Origin of the sequence: Thermoanaerobaculum aquaticum, assembly GCF_000687145.1 — a bacterium.
GTDB classification, from domain to species: domain Bacteria; phylum Acidobacteriota; class Thermoanaerobaculia; order Thermoanaerobaculales; family Thermoanaerobaculaceae; genus Thermoanaerobaculum; species Thermoanaerobaculum aquaticum.
In genome coordinates this window covers 46,289-62,598 of the sequence record NZ_JMFG01000008.1, presented here as the reverse complement: position 1 = coordinate 62,598, position 16,310 = coordinate 46,289, and the positions used below count along the sequence as shown (strand labels likewise).

Below are 16,310 nucleotides of genomic sequence, written 5' to 3'. Positions count from 1 at the left end.
ATGGTGGAGCGCACGTTGACGATCATCAAGCCCGATGCGGTGGCTGCTGGCCACGTGGGAGCCATCATTGACCGTTTGGAGCGGGAAGGTTTCGCCATCTTGGGGGTCAAGCGCTTGCGGCTTACGGAAGCGCAAGCCAAAAAGTTCTACGAAGTGCACCGGGAGCGGCCGTTTTACAGCTCGCTGGTGGCGTTTATGACCTCGGGGCCGGTGTGGGTGATGGCCCTGGAGCGGGACAACGCCGTGGCGTACTTGCGGGAAGTGATGGGGGCTACCGACCCCGCCAAAGCGGCGCCGGGCACCATCCGGGCTTTGTACGGTTCCTCCATTGAGCGCAACGCCATCCACGGCTCGGATTCCCCCGAAAACGCCAAAATCGAGGTGGGCTTCTTCTTCTCCACCCACGAGCTCGTGGAAGCCTAGGCTACCCAACGCGCGGGCTTTTCCCACCGTACATTGCGTGGGAGGGCTTCCGCGATGAAGAACCACTGGTTGGCTCTGGTCCTGGGTGCGGTCGCATCGGGGCTGCCAGGCCAGGAGCTGTACGTGCAAACCCTGAGCTTTCCCGGAGGGCAATGGGCTGAAGCTTCCGGTTTGTCGGTAAACCCCGCCGGGGAGGCGTTGCTGCTTGGAAAAGTTGAGGGGTGGCCGCTGGCGGTTTTGGTGTCTGCCCAAGGTGAGCCGCAATGGACGCTGGTGACCGATGGAACCGGGTCCTTGGAGCGGGCGCTTCCGCAGGAGGATGGCTGGGTGGTGGCAGGGGGTGCGGACTTTTGGCCTCACGATTACGGCGGCGCCTTTGTGGCCAAGCTCGATGGGGCGGGAAACTTCCTTTGGCAAGCCCGGGTGACCTGGGGCCATGAACCGGTACGGCTGGCCCCGGCGCCCCAAGGTGGGTTCTACGTAAGCTTTAACCGCCAGGACCGTTCGCAGCTGGCAGGGCCCGCAGTAGCGCGGGTGAGCGCTTCGGGCGAGCTGGAGTGGGTACGGGTGCTTTCCCTGCCTTTGGCGCGGCTCAACGACGTGTGTTCAGCGCCGGATGGATCGCTTCTGGTGGTGGGTTCGGTCGGGGAGGGCGAATCCCGCTACGGTTTCGCAAGCCTCTGGGACCCCCAGGGCCAGCCCCGATGGACCGTTCGCCTGCCCGCCGGGAGGACGCTGGATGTTTGCAGCTTTGGCCCGCAAGGACGGTGGCTTTTGGTAGGGACGCTGGAACACCGGGAAAGCCCGACCGATCTATGGTTGGCCACGGTTGACGGGGAAGGGCAGTTAGTGGCGCAAAAGAAGGTGGTTGGCGACGAGGGATTGTGGGGATACGCGGCGGCAGCCGGGTCGGGCTGGCTGGTAGCAGCGCAGCAGGGCTTGGCTTACGGGGAGGCGCTGATGCTTCAGCTTCCCTGGGACCTTTCCGGGCTTTCCGCCCTGGGCTATCGCGGGGGCCGCGGGGTTTGGCCTGCGGGGGTCGCCCCATTTCCCGATGGCACCGTGCTGCTGGCGGGAACCGACGCTACTTCCGTGTCCAGGGAGCTTTTCATGGTGAGAAGCGCCGGCCGGCGAGAGGATTTTTGGGAGTGTCGCGGGCTCACCGCAGCGCAGCTCGGGCTGGCGGATGCTCAGGAACAACTGCAATCGTTTTCATTGGCCTTTTCCACCGAGGAGCTGTACCCGGTGTATTGGACAGTGACGCCCCACGGGGGTGAGCTTCCCGAGCGGGAGCTCCGCTGCACGGCCCGCAGTAGCCCGGCGGCAGACCTGGCCCTGGAGGGCCAGGCCAGCTTCGATGAGGAGCTGGGCGCCCACTCTGTGGTGGTTTCCCTGCGGGTCAAAAACCAGGGCGAAGCTCCGGCTTTCGAAAGCCAAATCGAGGTTTTGGCCGGGGGCGGAGGGGTAGTTCAAAGCGTTCCCAGCGGCTTTTCCTGCGAGACTTCGGGAACGAAAAACAGAGCGTGGTGCCAGTTGGGAACCCTGGAGCCGGGCAGCAAGGTGAGTCTGGACTTTGTCCTTCGCGGAAGCCTTTTGGCGTTGCGACAGGGGTTTGCTCTGGTTTCCACCAGTACCGCAGAGCAAAGCCTCGAAAACAACCGGCTGAGCTTCGCTTCAATCCTGCCGGCACAGCCCCGAAAGGTCCTGAGGCCAGCGCCAAAAAACCCAGGGCGGCCCTAATTACCGCTTGGGCATGATGAGGGCCAGCACGAAGTAAAGCAGAACACCGGGAAGAACGCCGGTAAGAAACGTCAGCACGGCGTACGCCACGCGGATGACCGTGGGATCCAGCTCCCAGTACTCGGCGAACCCTCCGCATACCCCCAGGAGCTGACGTTCCGTAGACGAGCGGAAGAGCTTGCGGAAGCCCAACGCCTGTGCGGCCCCGCAGAAGTTGCAGTACGTGCTGCCCTCCGGGATTTCCCGCCCGCAAGCCCGACATGCCATCGCCATGCTCATGCCCTCCTCGCTTGTCAATAACGCAAGGTGCTGCTTTGGGGTTCATGGACTGTAGTTGGCCAGCGGCTACGCTAAGGTCTCCGTGTCTTCCAGGAAGATGTTGCCACCCCGTCGCTTGGCGGCGTAAAGGGCCACGTCGGCCCGCTGCACCAGGCGGGTGATTTCCTCCTCGGCAAACGCCGCCGTTGGGGCCACCACCGCCAGGCCGGCCGTGGCGGTGACGCTCAAGGTGCGGCCGGCGAAATCAACCCGCACCCCGCCCACAGCGTCCAGGACCTTGCGCGCCACCACTGCCGCACCTAAGCGATCGGTCATGGGCAAAATCACGGCGAACTCGTCGCCGCCGATGCGAGCCACGGTGTCGGTGGTGCGCACCGAAGCGGCCAGAGCCGCGCCCACCGCTTTAAGCACCAAATCCCCGGCGCTGTGGCCCAGGGTGTCGTTGATGTCCTTGAAGTTGTCCAGGTCCACCAGCAGCAGGGCCAGGCGGGTTTCCTGGGGGGCCCGCCAGAGCCTCTGCAGTTCAGAACGCAGCGTTTCAAAGAACTTCCGGCGGTTAGGAAGGCCGGTGAGCTCATCGGTTTCAGCCAAACGGGCCAGCTCCAGGGCTTTTTCCGCCAGCTCCCGGGTGCGTTCGTTCACCAGCCGTTCAAGCTCCCGGGCGCGGGCCTGCACCCGGGCCAGCCGCCAGCGGGAGTAGGCCACGGTGAGCCCTACCGCCAGCAGGACCAAGGCCATCAAGAAGAGGGGGCTTTGCCACCAGGGGCGAGCCACGGAAAACTCAAAGGCCACGGGGGTTTCGGAGCGCTGACCGTCGGCGTCCAGCGCCACCGCCTCAAAGCGGTAGCTGCCGGGTCCCAGGGCGGCAAAGGCGATCTCCCCCTGGGCTTGGGGCGGCGACCAGGAGGGCTGGGCCGGAAGCAAGCGGTAGCTGTAACGGAGGGCTTTTTCGTTGCGGAGCGCCAGGGAAACCACGGAAAAAACCACCCGTCCGTGGGTGGAGGGGAGTTGCATGCCCGGCTGAACAGCAACCCCGTTTCCAAAGGTCGCGGATTCCAACAACACCTGAGGCGGGGCCAGGGCTTTGTTTTCCGCCTGCGGGTCGTAGCGCACCAGCCCCGAGCCGGTACCAAACCAGAGGTTGCCGCGGGAGTCCTGCCAGCAGGCGTTGGCCGAACCCTCCAGGTCCGGAAGGCCGTCGTGGGCGCCAAAGTGCCTGATGTTTCCAGCTTCCAAGCGATCGAGCCCCTGGGAGGTGAAAAACCAAACCCGCCCTTTCTTGTCGGGCAGCACCTGCCAGACAAAGTCGTCAACTAACCCCTTGCTGGTGTCCCATCGGCTGATGCCGTGGTCGCTCACGTAAAAGGCCCCGTCCCCGTTGGTTCCCAGCCAGACCCCTTGCTCGTCGGAGGCAATGGACCACACCACCTGGTCAGAAAAACCCTCGGCTGCCCCCAGCACCTTCGTATTGCCGTTTCGTTCGCGCACCAACACCTTGCCGTCCCGCAACCCAATCCAGAGCCGCCCGCGCTGGTCCACGTGCATGGAAAGGGGGCGAGCGGAGGCCAACGGCGGCGGCAGCGAGACCAGCTTTCCCTGTTTGAGGCAGGCGGTCCCCGACCAGGTCCCCAACCAAAGCTCGTCGGTGGTGGCATCGTACGCCAAAGCAAAGGTGAAGCGATCGGGAAGCCCATCCTTTTCCTGCCAAATGCGTGCAGTTTGGTCGTTGCGGAGCTGAACGACGCCACCGTTGGTAGCAACCCATAGATCCCCGCTGGGGTGCGGAAGGATCGAGTAAACCCGCCGTTCTGTAAAAACCGAATGGAAACGTGGAAGGGAACCGTCCCTTTCGCCTACCGCCAGTCCGTTTCGGGTGCCCACCACCAGCCGCCCCTTGGCATCCTCGGCAATGGCCCGCACGAAGTTGTGGGGAAGGCCATCAGCTGTGGTGAAGGTCAAGAAAGGTCCCGGGACCAGCTTGCCGAGCCCCTCTTCGGTCCCCATCCACAGGATGCCTTCGTGGTCCAAGAGGACCCGGTGCACCACCTCCGTGGGCAGGCCGTTTTTGGTTGTCAACGTGCGGAGCGTCTGGCCATCCCAGTGGAGGAGGCCGGTGCGTGTCGCGGCCCACACGTTGTCTTCGCCACCGGAGAGGTCTTGCACCGTGATGTTCGGCACCAGAAGCTCCGGTTGTGGCGCTTCGAGGCTGGCCGGCAGCCGGAAAAGGCCGCGCTCGCAACCTACGTAAAGCCACCGCTGGGTGGGGAGCAGCGCGCGGACGCCCCCATCGGACACTTGCACCGGAAGGAGGTGGGCGCGGTCGCCGCGGATTTCCGCCAGACCCCCGGAAAAGCCCACGATGATTCGTTGCCCAACCTTTTTGATGCTCCAAACGTTACGGAGGACCTTACCGTCGGCATCGCCAAACTTTTGGCTTGAGCCGTCCGCAAAAAGCCGCGTGACCCCGTCAAAGCCCCCCACCCACACGCTCTCTTCGCCGTCCATTTCCAAATCCAGGACGTCCTCGGAGGTCAGCGTGTTTGGAGCGTGAAAGCAGCGGGTAGCCCTGAGGGCTTCCACCAGGCACACGCCGCCACCGGAGGTGCCCACCCAAAGCCGGCCGCTACCCACTGCCACGATATCTTGGATGCCGTTGGACGAAAGGCCATGGTGGGTTCGTAGGGTGAGGAAGCTGCGGCCGTTGAAGCGGGAAAGCCCGCCGTAGGTGCCCACCCACAGGTAGCCCTGCTCGTCCCGGGTAACAGCCAGCACCTGTCGCTGCGGCAGGCCCTCGGTGTTGGTGTACAGGGAAAAGTTCAATCGCTCACCGATCGCCTGTCCTTTGGGGAACACCCAAAGAGACCAGGCTGCGATGACCGCGACCCAGGACCTCGTGTGCATCCTCAGGGCACATGCTATCCACACAAGACAATTTGTCAACAGGGATGCTGGTTTTGCCTAATAGGGTTGCAAGATTCGTTTGCTGGCGGTTGTGTTCTTGCCAAACCGTGCCTTTTCCGAAAGAATGCTTTCATGAGAAACGCAGCGGGTTTGCGGGTTTTTATTACCGGAGGGTCATCGGGGATAGGGGCAGCTCTGGCCCGGCGTTTTGCTCAGCTCAAGGCCAAAGTGGTCATTGCGGCTCGCTCCCAAGAGCGCCTGGAGGCGGTTTGCCAGGGCATTCGCGCCCAGGGTGGCTGGGCGCAAGCGGTGGTGTGCGACGTGACCGATTCCCTTTCGGTGGAGAAAGCGGTGGCCTTTGCTAGGGAAAGCCTCGGGGGTTTGGACGTAGTGGTGGCCAACGCCGGCTTTGGCGTGGTGGGGAGGGTGGAGGAGTTAACCCTCGAGGACTTTGAGCGCCAGTTTGAAACCAACGTGTACGGGGTCATCCGCACGGTGAAGGCCGCTTTACCGGCGCTCAAGGAAAGCCGCGGGGTCCTGGCCATCATGGGGTCGGTTTCCGGTTACTTTCCAACTCCGGGGGCTTCAGCTTACGCCATGAGCAAGTTTGCGGTGCGGGCGTTGGCGGAAAGCCTGCGGGGAGAGCTGCGTCCCTACGGGGTAAGCGTGGTGCTCATTTCCCCGGGGTTTGTGGAAAGCAACATTCGCCGCGTGGACAACCGCGGCATCCTGCGCCCGGAAGCTCCCGATCCTGTGCCACCGTGGCTGATCATGCCGGCGGAAAAGGCCGCCAAGCTCATGGTGCGGGCGATTTTGAAACGGAAGCCCGAGCTGGTGGTCACCGGGCACGGGAAGTTGGCGGTCTTTTTGGCCCGGCACTTCCCCCGACTTACCCGGGCTCTGGTTTCCCGCTCACAGGCCCGCCGCCAGCCCGGACGTAACTAGCGCGAGCTTTTGCGGGCTTCGGTGCGCTAGGTCAAAATCGCCGGTCAAAAGTGCAAGCTATTTTAACCAAAAGAGATGCTTTTAACTGAGGTCGTTGCGACTTAATTTACGTTTTAATGACGATCTGATGTGACATACAAGCTCTTGACAAGAGTCTGGCCGGGTCTTAGCCTTAAAGACAAGTTCAGGAGGTGCCTATGGGGGAAAAGGGAAAGTGGCCAACGACCTATGAGGTTCTTTCCAGTCATGGGGTTAGCCGCCGGGACTTCTTGCGCTTTTGCACCGTCACCGCGGCTGCCCTGGGCCTACCCGCTTCGCAGGTGGCGCGGGTGGTGGAAGCGCTGGAGACCAAGCCGCGGCTGCCGGTCATTTGGCTGCACGGCCTGGAGTGCACCTGCTGCAGTGAGTCCTTCATTCGCTCCTCCCATCCCATTGCCGCGGATATCGTGCTCAACATGATCTCGCTGGATTACGACGATACCTTGCAAGCCGCGGCAGGGCATCAGGTGGAAGAAATCCGCGAGCGGATCATGCGGGAGTATCCCGGGCGCTACGTGCTGGCGGTGGAAGGGAATGCGCCCACAAAGGATGGGGGCATTTACTGCACCGTGGCGGGGAAGACGTTTTTGGAAATCCTGCAAGAAACGGCAAAAGGCGCCATGGCGGTGATTGCTTGGGGTTCCTGCGCGTCCAACGGCTGTGTGCAGGCGGCCAAGCCCAACCCCACGGGCGCCAAGCCGGTCCATGAGCTCATCAAAGACAAGCCGGTGATCAACGTCCCCGGCTGTCCACCCATTGCCGAGGTCATGACCGGGGTGCTCACTTACATCCTCACCTTTGATCGCCTGCCGGAGTTAGATCGCTTTGGACGACCCAAGATGTTTTACGGCCAGCGCATCCACGACAAGTGTTACCGCCGGGCTTTCTTTGACGCCGGTCAGTTCGTGGAAAGCTGGGACGACGAAGGTGCGCGGAAGGGCTGGTGCCTGTACAAAATGGGTTGTCGGGGCCCCATGACCTACAACTCGTGCTCCACGTTCAAGTGGAACAATGGAGTTTCGTTCCCCATTGGTTCTGGCCATGGCTGCATTGGTTGCTCCGAGGCCAACTTTTGGGACAACGGACCGTTTTACGAGCGGTTGACCGCGGTGCCGTTGCCAGGGGTGGAAGCTACCGCCGATGAAATCGGCAAGACCGTGGCGGTGGCCGCCGGTGTGGGTGTTGCCGCGCACTTTGCCTCTTTTGCGGTGAAAAGGATCGCGCAAATAAGAAAAGAGCGGGCACAAGCCGCCAGCAAGGAAGAGTAAGAAAGGGGGAGGACCATGGCCAAAGAACGGATCGTGGTGGATCCGGTGACCCGCATTGAGGGTCACCTGCGCATTGAAGCGGTTTTGGGTGAGGATGGCAGGATCCGCGAGGCGCTGTCCTCGGGCACCATGTGGCGGGGGCTGGAGATCATCCTTCAGGGCCGCGATCCCCGCGACGCCTGGGCTTTTTGTGAGCGCATTTGCGGGGTTTGCACTACGGTGCACGCCCTTGCTTCGGTGCGAGCGGTGGAAAACGCCTTGGGCATCGTGGTTCCCCCCAACGGGGAAATCATTCGAAACATCATGGAGCTCACCCAGTACGTGCAGGACCACGTGATTCACTTTTACCACCTGCACGCTTTGGACTGGGTGGATGTGGTGTCGGCGCTCAAGGCGGATCCCAAAGCCACGGCGGAGCTGGCGCAGAAGGTTTCGCCCAAATGGCCCTACTCGTCGCCGGGCTACTTCAGCGATGTGCTGGCCACACTCAAGCGCTTTGTGGAATCGGGGCAGCTGGGGATCTTCCAAAACGCCTACTGGGGTCACCCCGCCTACAAGTTGCCGCCGGAAGCCAACCTCATGGCGGTGGCACACTACCTGGAGGCGCTGCGCTGGCAAAAGGAAATCATCAAGATCCACACCGTGTTCGGTGGCAAAAACCCGCACCCCAACTACCTGGTGGGCGGCATGGCCTGTGCCATTGACCTGGAAAGCGACAACGCCATCAACGTGGAGCGGCTCAACCTGGTAAAGGCAAAAATCGAAGAGGCTTTTGCTATTGTCGAGCACCTCTACTTGCCGGATTTGCTGGCTGTGGCTTCCTTCTATCCGGAATGGGCGGGCATCGGTGCCGGGCTGGGCAACTACCTGGCTTACGGCGACTTGCCCCTCACCCACCCGTCGGATCCGGCCAGCTTCCGCTTCCCCCGGGGGGTCATCCTCAACCGCAACCTTAACGAGGTGCTGCCGGTGGATTTGGAGGACCCCGACCAAATCCGCGAGGAGGTGGCTCATTCCTGGTACCAGTACCCCGCAGGCAAACAGGCGCTGCACCCCTACGAGGGCGAAACCCAGCCCCACTACACCGGGCCCAGGCCGCCTTACGAGTACCTGGACGAGAGCAAAGCCTACTCGTGGCTAAAGTCCCCGCGGTGGAAAGGGCACGCGGTGGAAGTGGGACCTCTGGCCCGGGTGCTGGTGGGCTACGCCTCGGGGAAGGAAGAGTTCAAGGAGGTTGTGCACGAAGCCCTGGGCAAGCTGGGTGTGCCTCCTGGGGCGCTGTTCTCCACCTTGGGTCGCACCGCGGCCCGGGGTTTGGAGACCAAGCTGGCCGTCCATTGGCTCATGGAGGAGTACAACCGCCTGGTGGCCAACCTCAAGGCCGGGGACCGGGCGGTGGCCAACACCGAGCGCTGGGATCCCAGCACCTGGCCGCAGTCCTGCAAGGGCTTTGGCTTTACCGAGGCTCCCCGCGGGGCCCTGGCGCACTGGGTGCACATCCAGGACGGCAAGATTGCCCGTTACCAAATCGTGGTGCCCTCCACCTGGAACGCTTCGCCCCGGGACAGCAAGGGGCAGCACGGGGCTTACGAAGCCGCGCTTTTGGGCACACCGGTGGCCGATCCCAAGCAGCCGGTGGAAATCCTGCGCACCATTCACTCCTTTGACCCCTGCCTGGCGTGCGCGTCGCACCTTTTGGGACCCGAAGGCGAGCTTTTGAGCGAAGTGGTGGTGCGGTAGGGAGGTGTCTATGACGACCTACGTGGAGCCTCTGGATCCCAACGATGTGGTGGCACGACCACACCGCTACTTTCGCCGCAAGTACGTGTGGGAGTGGCCCATCCGCGTGTTTCACTGGGTTAACGCGGTGTGCCTGACGGTTTTGTTCCTCACCGGCCTTTACATTGCCGCCCCGCTTTTGGCCCCCGCCGGCGAGCCCTACGGCAACTTCGTGATGGCATGGGTCCGCAAGATCCACTTCACCACCGCGTTCATCTTCTTGGTCAACTTCCTGTGGCGTATTTACTGGTTTTGGATGGGCAACAACTACGCCCGTTCGGGTTTCCCCTTCATTTGGCGGCGACAGTGGTGGAAAGACCTCTGGCGCCAGACCACCGATTACCTGAAGTTGCAAAAGGGCCACGTTCACCTGGGTCACAACGCCCTGGGTGGGCTGGTGTACACGGTTTTCGTGATTGCCCTGGGGTGGGCGCAGATCTTCACCGGCCTTGCCCTGTACTCGGAGTCCAACCCTGGAGGGTTCTGGGACAAGCTGGTGGGTTGGGTTATTCCGCTGTTGGGCGGGTCCATGGCGACCCGCACGTGGCACCACTTCTTTGCCTGGGGCTTTGTGGTGTTTGCCATTCTGCACGTGTACATCGTCTTCTACGACGGCCTCCAGTACAAAAACGGTTTGATTTCCGCCATGATTTCCGGTGAGAAGTTCTACCAGGAGGGGGATATTGATCACGACACCTGGCTCTCCTGAAGCTCCTGTCGGTCAATGATGGGCCCACCCCCGCCTCCGGCTCCCATTTTGGTGGTGGGGGTGGGCAACGTGCTTTTGGCGGACGACGGCGTGGGTGTTCTGCTGGCCAGGGAGCTGGCCACGCGCTGCTTACCGCACGCGGAGGTGCTTGACGGCGGTACTTTGGGTTTGGCCTTGCTGCCCTATCTTGAAGGGCGACAGGCCCTGGTGCTTTTGGATGCCATGCGGGGTGAGGTCCCCGGAGAGCTCCAATGGCTTTCCTGGCCGCTTCCGCCCCACTGGGGGCGGGCGCGGGGCCTTTCCACCCACGAGGGCAGTGCGCTGGAGCTGCTGGCTGCCGCCGAGCTTACCGGCGCGTTACCACCGAAAGTCTGGCTGGGGGTTGTCACTGCCGGTGAGGTGTCAACGCGAATAGGCCTTTCCCAAGCCCTGCAGGAGCGCTTTCCGAGCTTGCTTCGTAAGGTTGAGGCCTTTGTCCTTGAGCTGGCGCGCTCCATCGGGGTGGAAATTCCCAGCTCCGGGGCGAGCAAGCTTTGACGCTTGGCAGCGAGGGCCGGGCTTCGCTAGCATGGGGCGGCATGCACGAGACCTCCATTGCCCTGGAAATCCTGAAAACCAGCGAAACCGTCCTTGCCCAGCACGGCGGCAGTCGGATCCTGCGGGTGAAGGTGGCGGTGGGGGAGCTTTCGGCGGTGGAGCCCGAGCTTTTGCGCTACGCCTGGGAAGCGGTCACCGTTGGGGGTCCGGCGGAGGGCTCGCGTTTGGAGGTGGATTTTTTGCCAGCCAGGCAGTTTTGCCCCACCTGCGGACCGGTTGCCCGGGCTCCCGGGGCCTGGGTTCCCCTGTGCCTTTCCTGCGGGGCCCCGCTTTTGGTGGAAGGGGGCAACGAGCTGGACCTGGTGCAGGTGGAGTTTGAGGTGGATGGAGAAAAGCCATGAGTCCCACGGCAGACGTACGCGCGCAAATTCTGGAGGCCAACCGCCAGGCGGCGGAAGCGTTGCGCACCCGCTTTTTGCAGGAAAAAACCCTGGTGGTGAACCTGATTTCCTCGCCGGGGTCGGGCAAGACCACGCTTTTGGAAGCCACCCTGGCGCGGCTTTCCGGCAAGCTCAAAACCGCGGTGCTGGTGGGGGACATTGCCACCGAGCGGGATGCCGATCGTATCAGGAAGCTGGGGCTTCCCGCCTACCAAATCCTCACCGGCGGGGCGTGTCATTTGGATGCCCGGCAGGTGCAAGGGGCTTTGGAAAAAGCCGGCTTCGGGGCGCTGGACATCCTCTTCATCGAAAACGTGGGCAACCTCATTTGCCCCACCTCTTACGATTTGGGCGAGGACTTTAAGGTCGTGCTGCTTTCCTTAACCGAAGGGGATGACAAGCCGTTCAAGTACCCGGCCATCTTTGCCCGGGCCAGCGTGGCTTTGCTCACCAAGGTTGACCTTTTGGGCATCGTGGACTTCGATGTGGAGGCGGTGGAACGGCAAATCCGCACCTTAAACCCCCACGGGGAAATCTTGCGGGTTTCGGCCAAAACCGGCGAGGGCATGGAGGCGTGGTGTCGGAAGCTCGAGCACGCGCTGGTCGCCAAGCGCGCCTGAGGGTGCGCCTCACCTGCACCGGCGTGGTGCAGGGGGTGGGCTTTCGCCCGGCGGTGTACCGCCACGCCGTGGCCTGGGGTCTTTCCGGCTTTGTGGCCAACTCGCCGGAAGGGGCGGTGATTGAGGTGGAGGGGGAAGCGGAGCTGGTGGAAGGGTTTGTCCGCGCGCTTCCCGCTGCCCTGCCCCCCCGGGCGCGGTTGGAGCGCGTGCAGCGCGAGGAGCTTCCCCTCCGCGGTGAGGAGGGCTTTTCGGTGGTGGAAAGCCTCCCCGGGAGGCGAAAGCAAGCCCTGGTCCCCCCGGATTTGGCGCTGTGCCGGGATTGCCGGCAGGACATGGAGGACCCCAAAAACCGCCGCTTTCACTACCCCTTCACCACCTGCACCAACTGCGGGCCGCGCTACTCGCTGGCCATCTCGCTGCCCTATGACCGCTCCCGGACGGCCATGGCCTGCTTCCCCCTTTGCCCAGACTGCCAGCGGGAGTACACCGATCCGCAAGACCGCCGGTTTCACGCCGAACCTCTGTGCTGTCCCGCTTGTGGCCCCAGGCTCACGTTGCTGGCGCCGGATGGGAGGCTTTTGGCGGAAGAACAAAGCGCTTTGGAAAAAGCCAGGGAGCTTCTGGCGGCGGGGAAGATTTTGGCGGTCAAGGGGCTGGGCGGGTTTCAGCTGGCCTGCCGGGCCGACCGGGAAGGCCCGGTGCGCCGGCTGCGCCAGAGGAAAAACCGCCAGGCCAAGCCCTTTGCCCTTATGGTGCGGGAGCTTTCGGTGGCCCGGGAGCTGGTGGCGCTGGAAGCTGCGGAAGAAGCGCTACTCACCTCGCCGGAAGCCCCCATTGTGCTGGCTCCCCGGCGCCGCCAGGCGCGGGTGGCCCCGGCGGTGGCCCCGGGGCTTGCGGATCTGGGGGTGATGCTGCCAACCACGCCGCTCCACGTGGAGCTCTTCCGGGATGCCCCTTACGAAGCGCTGGTCATGACCTCGGGAAACGCCTCCGATGAGCCCATTTGCCGCACCAACCGCGAGGCTTTGGCGCGGCTGGCCACCATTGCCGACGCTTTTCTCGTGCACAACCGCGATGTGGTGCGGCGGGTGGATGATTCGGTGGCCCGCAGCCACCCCCAGGGGCCCTACCTGGTTCGCCGCTCCCGGGGCTACGTGCCGGCACCTTTGCCTTTGCCGGAGCCTACCCCCGAACCGGTTTTGGCCGCCGGCGGCTTCCTGCAGGCTACGGTGGCCGTAGCTGTGGAAGGGGAGGCTTTCGTAAGCCAGCACGTGGGGGATTTGGACACTGAGCTGGCCCGCCTCTTTTTGGCCGAGGTGGCTGCCAATCTCGAGGAGTTCCTCCAGGTGCAGCCCAAGGTGGTGGCGGTGGACACCCACCCCGACTACCCCTCGCGGCTGTGGGGGGAGAGGCTTGCCGCCTCCCGGGGCGGGGAGGTTTTGGCGGTGCAGCACCATTTGGCCCACGCGGCAGCGGTTTTGGGGGAGCACCGGGCTTTTCCCCGGGAAGGGCAGGAAGCGGCTGCCATCACCCTTGACGGCACCGGCTACGGGGAGGATGGCACCGCCTGGGGTGGGGAGCTTTTGGCGCTTTCCGGGGATTTGCGATGGTGGCGGCTGGGGTCCCTGCGGCCCCTGCCGCTTCTGGGGGGAGAGGCCGCGGTGCGGGAACCCTTTCGGGTGGCGGTGGCGGCCCTTGCCTGTGCGGGCGAGGAAAAGCTGGCGTGGAAGCTTTTCCCCCGGGAGCGGGAGCGCTTGGAAAAGCTGGTGCCGCTGGTCAAGAACCCCTGGCCTCTGGCCTCCGGTGCTGGCCGGGTATTTGAGGCGGCGGGGGCCATCCTGGGGCTGGGGGAGGTGAACCGCTATGAAGGGGAGCAGGCCTTGCGGCTGGAAGCGGTAGCAAGCCTCTTTCGCGGGCCGGCCAAACCCTGGCCCCATCTGCAGGAGCTGCTGCGGGAACCGGTCCTTCGCAGCGATGGGCTTTTGGTGGAGCTGGCAAAAAGGCGTCTTGCTGGCCTTTCCCGGCGACGCCTGGCGGCGGAGTTTCATGCCAGCTTCGCCTGGCTTTTGGCAGCGCTGGCCGAGCGGGTTTTTGCTGGCAGGAGGCTTGTGGCCTGCGGCGGCGGGTGCATGGTCAACCGCCTGCTTCGCAGCTTCCTCCGGCGGGAGCTGGAATCCCGGGGCTTTACCGTGCTTTTCCCGGAAAACCTGCCGGCGGGTGACGGGGGTTTAAGCTACGGTCAGGCGGTGGTGGCGGCGGTAGCTTTGGCGCGCGGCACGCGCCCAGTATTCCAAGGAGGTGGCCCATGTGCTTAGCGGTGCCCATGAAGCTGGTGAGTCGCCAGGAGCTGAAAGGGGAAGTGGAGCTTTCCGGTGTGCGGCGGGAGGTTTCGCTCATGCTGCTGCCGGAAGCGGAAGTGGGGAGCTACGTCCTGGTGCATGCGGGCTACGCCATTGCCCAGGTAGATGAGCGGGAAGCCGAAGAAACGCTTGCCCTCCTGCGGGAAGCGCTGGCGGCGGAGGAAGCATGAACGGCTTTTCTGACCCCCAGCTGGTCCGTTCCCTGGCCCGGGACATTGCGGCTTTGGCCGAGAAGCTCCCCCACCCGGTGACCTTCATGGAGGTGTGCGGCACCCACACCAACGCCATTGCTGCGGCGGGCTTGCGGAGGCTCCTGCCGGCCAACGTGCGCTTGATTTCCGGCCCGGGGTGTCCCGTGTGCGTCACCCCCGTGGGCTACGTGGACCACGCCATGGCCCTGGCCCAGGAGGCCAAAAACCTGGTGGCCACCTTTGGCGATCTCTTGCGGGTGCCGGCCAGCTCGGGGTCCTTGGAACAAGCCCGGGCTTCCGGGTGCGACGTGCGGGTGGTGTACAGCCCGCGGGATGCGGTGGAGCTGGCAGCCGCGCACCCCGACCGCCGGGTCATCTTCCTGGGCGTGGGCTTTGAAACCACGGTCCCCACCGTGGCGGCGGCGGTGCTGGAAGCGGAAAAGCGGGGCCTGGCGAACTTTTTCGTGCTTTCCGGCCATAAGGTCATGCCGCCGGCTTTGGAGGCGCTTTTGGCCGATCCCACGTTGCGCCTGGACGGGCTCATCCTCCCCGGTCACGTTTCGGTGATCATTGGGGCGCGGGCTTACCGGCCGGTGCTGGCCAAGTACCCGATCCCTGCGGTGATTTCCGGTTTCACGCCGGTGGACGTTTTGCGCACCGTGCGGGAGCTCACCCGGCAGGTGGTGGAAGGGCGGGCGGAGCTGGCAAACCTCTACGGCCGGGTGGTGCGGGAGGAGGGCAACCCCACGGCCTGGTCCATGGTGCAGGAGGTATTTGCACCCTGCGATGCCCGCTGGCGGGGGCTTGGCGACATCCCGGGCTCCGGCCTGGCGCTGCAGGAGAGGTTTTCAACCCGTGATGCCGGGCAGTTCCCGGTGGCTTGGCCCACCCCGCGGGAACCGGCCGGGTGCCGGTGTGGGGACGTGCTGCGCGGGCTTATTGACCCTCCCCAGTGCCCGCTTTTTGCCACCGCCTGCACCCCCGACACCGCGGTGGGGGCGTGCATGGTTTCCGCAGAAGGGGCCTGTGCGGCCTGGTACCGCCACGAGCGGTTTGCGGGGGCAGCATGAGCGGCAAGATCGTCCTGGCCCACGGTGGTGGTGGCCGGCTCACCCGGGAGCTGGTCAAATCGCTCTTTTTGCCCCCTCTGGCCAACGACTGCTTAAACGAGCTGGCTGACGCCGCGGTGCTGCCGCCGGTTTCCGGACACCTGGCGTTCACCACCGATGCCTTTGTGGTGGACCCACCCATCTTTCCGGGGGGCGATTTGGGCTACCTCTCGGTGTGCGGCACAGTAAACGACCTGGCCATGGTGGGGGCCAAACCCCTGGCGCTTTCCTGGGCCCTGATCCTGGAGGAAGGGGCCGAGGAGGGCTTTTTGCGCACCGTTGTGGAAGGGGCGGCGCGGGCCTGCCGGGAAGCGGGCGTGAGCATTGTGGCCGGGGACACCAAGGTGGTGCCCCGGGGCAAGGGCGACCGCGCCTTTGTCACCACCGCCGGTGTGGGCGCTGTGCAGGGCGTTCCCCTTTCCGACCGCCTGGTAGTCCCCGGCGACGAGGTGCTGGTTTCCGGCCCGGTGGGGGACCACGGCGCCACCGTTCTGGCGGCCCGCCACGGTTTGGGCGGGGAGCTGGCCTCGGATGTGGCTCCCCTCTGGCCGCTGGTGGAGCGCCTTCTGGCCTCGGGTGTGGAGGTTCACGCCCTGCATGACCCCACCCGCGGTGGGGTGGCCACCGTGTGCTACGAGGTGGCCGAACGCACGGGGTTGCGGGTGGAGCTGGAGGAAGAAGCGATTCCCGTGCGACCGCCGGTCAAAGCCGTCATGGAGGTTTTGGGTTTGGATCCCCTCTACGTGGCCTGCGAGGGGCGCTTCTTGGCTTTTGTGGCGGCAGGGCAAGGGGAAAAGGCGCTTTCGGTCCTGCGGGAGCACCCCCTGGGCCAGCAGGCGCAGGTGGTGGGAGCGGTGCGGCAGCGGCAGTCCGGGGAGGCACCGGTGGTGCTGCGCACCGCCTTCGGCACCCTTCGCCCCCTGGATTTGCTTTCCGGGGCCGAGTTACCGCGCATTTGCTAGGAGGAAAC

At 64.2% G+C, this 16,310-nt stretch carries 15 protein-coding genes; 13 read left to right on the top strand and 2 right to left on the bottom strand.

Features of this window, described 5'->3' with window-relative positions; translation table 11 throughout:
• Together ndk and EG19_RS03495 are read left to right on the top strand one after the other, a co-directional pair.
• The gene (gene ndk, locus EG19_RS03500; protein ID WP_038047566.1) at positions 1 to 423 is read left to right on the top strand and encodes a nucleoside-diphosphate kinase; all 423 of its coding nucleotides are present in this window, start codon (positions 1 to 3) and stop codon (positions 421 to 423) included.
• A gap of 54 nt (positions 424 to 477) precedes the next feature.
• Positions 478 to 2,163, top strand: coding sequence for a WD40 repeat domain-containing protein (locus tag EG19_RS03495; protein ID WP_038047559.1), 1,686 nt, complete (start codon positions 478 to 480; stop codon positions 2,161 to 2,163).
• On the opposite strand, the gene EG19_RS03490 is transcribed toward EG19_RS03495, so the two are convergent.
• On the bottom strand, positions 2,164 to 2,436 hold the full coding sequence (locus EG19_RS03490) for a PspC domain-containing protein (protein WP_200867109.1): 273 nt from the start codon (positions 2,434 to 2,436) through the stop codon (positions 2,164 to 2,166).
• 72 nt (positions 2,437 to 2,508) lie between these two features.
• Entirely contained in the window at positions 2,509 to 5,262 is a 2,754-nt protein-coding gene (locus EG19_RS03485) for a ligand-binding sensor domain-containing protein (protein WP_038047557.1), read from the bottom strand.
• Between the two features lie 213 nt (positions 5,263 to 5,475).
• Between EG19_RS03485 and EG19_RS03480 the strand changes: the two genes are divergently transcribed.
• The 11 genes from EG19_RS03480 to hypE all read left to right on the top strand — a co-directional run bounded on the left by EG19_RS03480 (position 5,476) and on the right by hypE (position 16,302).
• Positions 5,476 to 6,288 (top strand): SDR family oxidoreductase, encoded by an 813-nt coding sequence (locus EG19_RS03480; RefSeq protein ID WP_038047554.1) that lies wholly within the window; start codon positions 5,476 to 5,478, stop codon positions 6,286 to 6,288.
• Between the two features lie 197 nt (positions 6,289 to 6,485).
• Positions 6,486 to 7,595, top strand: coding sequence for a hydrogenase small subunit (locus EG19_RS03475; protein WP_038047551.1), 1,110 nt, complete (start codon positions 6,486 to 6,488; stop codon positions 7,593 to 7,595).
• A gap of 15 nt (positions 7,596 to 7,610) precedes the next feature.
• A complete protein-coding gene (locus tag EG19_RS03470) occupies positions 7,611 to 9,335 on the top strand; it encodes a nickel-dependent hydrogenase large subunit (protein WP_038047549.1) in 1,725 nt (574 codons plus the stop codon).
• 10 nt (positions 9,336 to 9,345) lie between these two features.
• Positions 9,346 to 10,083: a Ni/Fe-hydrogenase, b-type cytochrome subunit gene (gene cybH / locus EG19_RS03465; RefSeq protein WP_053334831.1), complete on the top strand. Its 738-nt coding sequence runs from the start codon at positions 9,346 to 9,348 to the stop codon at positions 10,081 to 10,083.
• Between the two features lie 15 nt (positions 10,084 to 10,098).
• Positions 10,099 to 10,620, top strand: coding sequence for a hydrogenase maturation protease (locus EG19_RS03460; RefSeq protein WP_053334830.1), 522 nt, complete (start codon positions 10,099 to 10,101; stop codon positions 10,618 to 10,620).
• A 41-nt stretch (positions 10,621 to 10,661) separates the two neighbouring features.
• The gene (locus EG19_RS03455; RefSeq protein WP_038047546.1) at positions 10,662 to 11,021 is read left to right on the top strand and encodes a hydrogenase maturation nickel metallochaperone HypA/HybF; all 360 of its coding nucleotides are present in this window, start codon (positions 10,662 to 10,664) and stop codon (positions 11,019 to 11,021) included.
• Positions 11,018 to 11,680, top strand: a complete 663-nt coding sequence (gene hypB / locus EG19_RS03450) for a hydrogenase nickel incorporation protein HypB (protein ID WP_038047543.1) — start codon at positions 11,018 to 11,020, stop codon at positions 11,678 to 11,680. Before EG19_RS03455 ends, hypB begins: the two co-directional genes overlap by 4 nt.
• Positions 11,638 to 13,995: a carbamoyltransferase HypF gene (gene hypF, locus EG19_RS03445; protein WP_053334829.1), complete on the top strand. Its 2,358-nt coding sequence runs from the start codon at positions 11,638 to 11,640 to the stop codon at positions 13,993 to 13,995. The genes hypB and hypF overlap by 43 nt, the downstream gene beginning before the upstream one ends.
• Positions 13,986 to 14,210: a HypC/HybG/HupF family hydrogenase formation chaperone gene (locus EG19_RS03440; RefSeq protein ID WP_038047541.1), complete on the top strand. Its 225-nt coding sequence runs from the start codon at positions 13,986 to 13,988 to the stop codon at positions 14,208 to 14,210. Before hypF ends, EG19_RS03440 begins: the two co-directional genes overlap by 10 nt.
• Positions 14,207 to 15,301, top strand: a complete 1,095-nt coding sequence (gene hypD / locus EG19_RS03435) for a hydrogenase formation protein HypD (RefSeq protein ID WP_038047539.1) — start codon at positions 14,207 to 14,209, stop codon at positions 15,299 to 15,301. Before EG19_RS03440 ends, hypD begins: the two co-directional genes overlap by 4 nt.
• Positions 15,298 to 16,302, top strand: a complete 1,005-nt coding sequence (hypE, locus tag EG19_RS03430) for a hydrogenase expression/formation protein HypE (RefSeq protein ID WP_038047538.1) — start codon at positions 15,298 to 15,300, stop codon at positions 16,300 to 16,302. The genes hypD and hypE overlap by 4 nt, the downstream gene beginning before the upstream one ends.
• Positions 16,303 to 16,310: the final 8 nt, after the last annotated feature.

Excerpts from the sequence above, each read along its gene's own strand:
- EG19_RS03470 (WP_038047549.1), top strand. The coding sequence starts at position 7,611 with ATGGCCAAAGAACGGATCGTGGTGGATCCGGTGACCCGCATTGAGGGT.
- ndk (WP_038047566.1), top strand. The coding sequence starts at position 1 with ATGGTGGAGCGCACGTTGACGATCATCAAGCCCGATGCGGTGGCTGCT.
- EG19_RS03490 (WP_200867109.1), bottom strand. The coding sequence starts at position 2,436 with ATGGCGATGGCATGTCGGGCTTGCGGGCGGGAAATCCCGGAGGGCAGC.
- hypD (WP_038047539.1), top strand. The coding sequence starts at position 14,207 with ATGAACGGCTTTTCTGACCCCCAGCTGGTCCGTTCCCTGGCCCGGGAC.
- EG19_RS03480 (WP_038047554.1), top strand. The coding sequence starts at position 5,476 with ATGAGAAACGCAGCGGGTTTGCGGGTTTTTATTACCGGAGGGTCATCG.
- EG19_RS03495 (WP_038047559.1), top strand. The coding sequence starts at position 478 with ATGAAGAACCACTGGTTGGCTCTGGTCCTGGGTGCGGTCGCATCGGGG.
- cybH (WP_053334831.1), top strand. The coding sequence starts at position 9,346 with ATGACGACCTACGTGGAGCCTCTGGATCCCAACGATGTGGTGGCACGA.
- EG19_RS03440 (WP_038047541.1), top strand. The coding sequence starts at position 13,986 with ATGTGCTTAGCGGTGCCCATGAAGCTGGTGAGTCGCCAGGAGCTGAAA.
- EG19_RS03475 (WP_038047551.1), top strand. The coding sequence starts at position 6,486 with ATGGGGGAAAAGGGAAAGTGGCCAACGACCTATGAGGTTCTTTCCAGT.
- EG19_RS03455 (WP_038047546.1), top strand. The coding sequence starts at position 10,662 with ATGCACGAGACCTCCATTGCCCTGGAAATCCTGAAAACCAGCGAAACC.
- hypB (WP_038047543.1), top strand. The coding sequence starts at position 11,018 with ATGAGTCCCACGGCAGACGTACGCGCGCAAATTCTGGAGGCCAACCGC.
- hypE (WP_038047538.1), top strand. The coding sequence starts at position 15,298 with ATGAGCGGCAAGATCGTCCTGGCCCACGGTGGTGGTGGCCGGCTCACC.
- EG19_RS03460 (WP_053334830.1), top strand. The coding sequence starts at position 10,099 with ATGATGGGCCCACCCCCGCCTCCGGCTCCCATTTTGGTGGTGGGGGTG.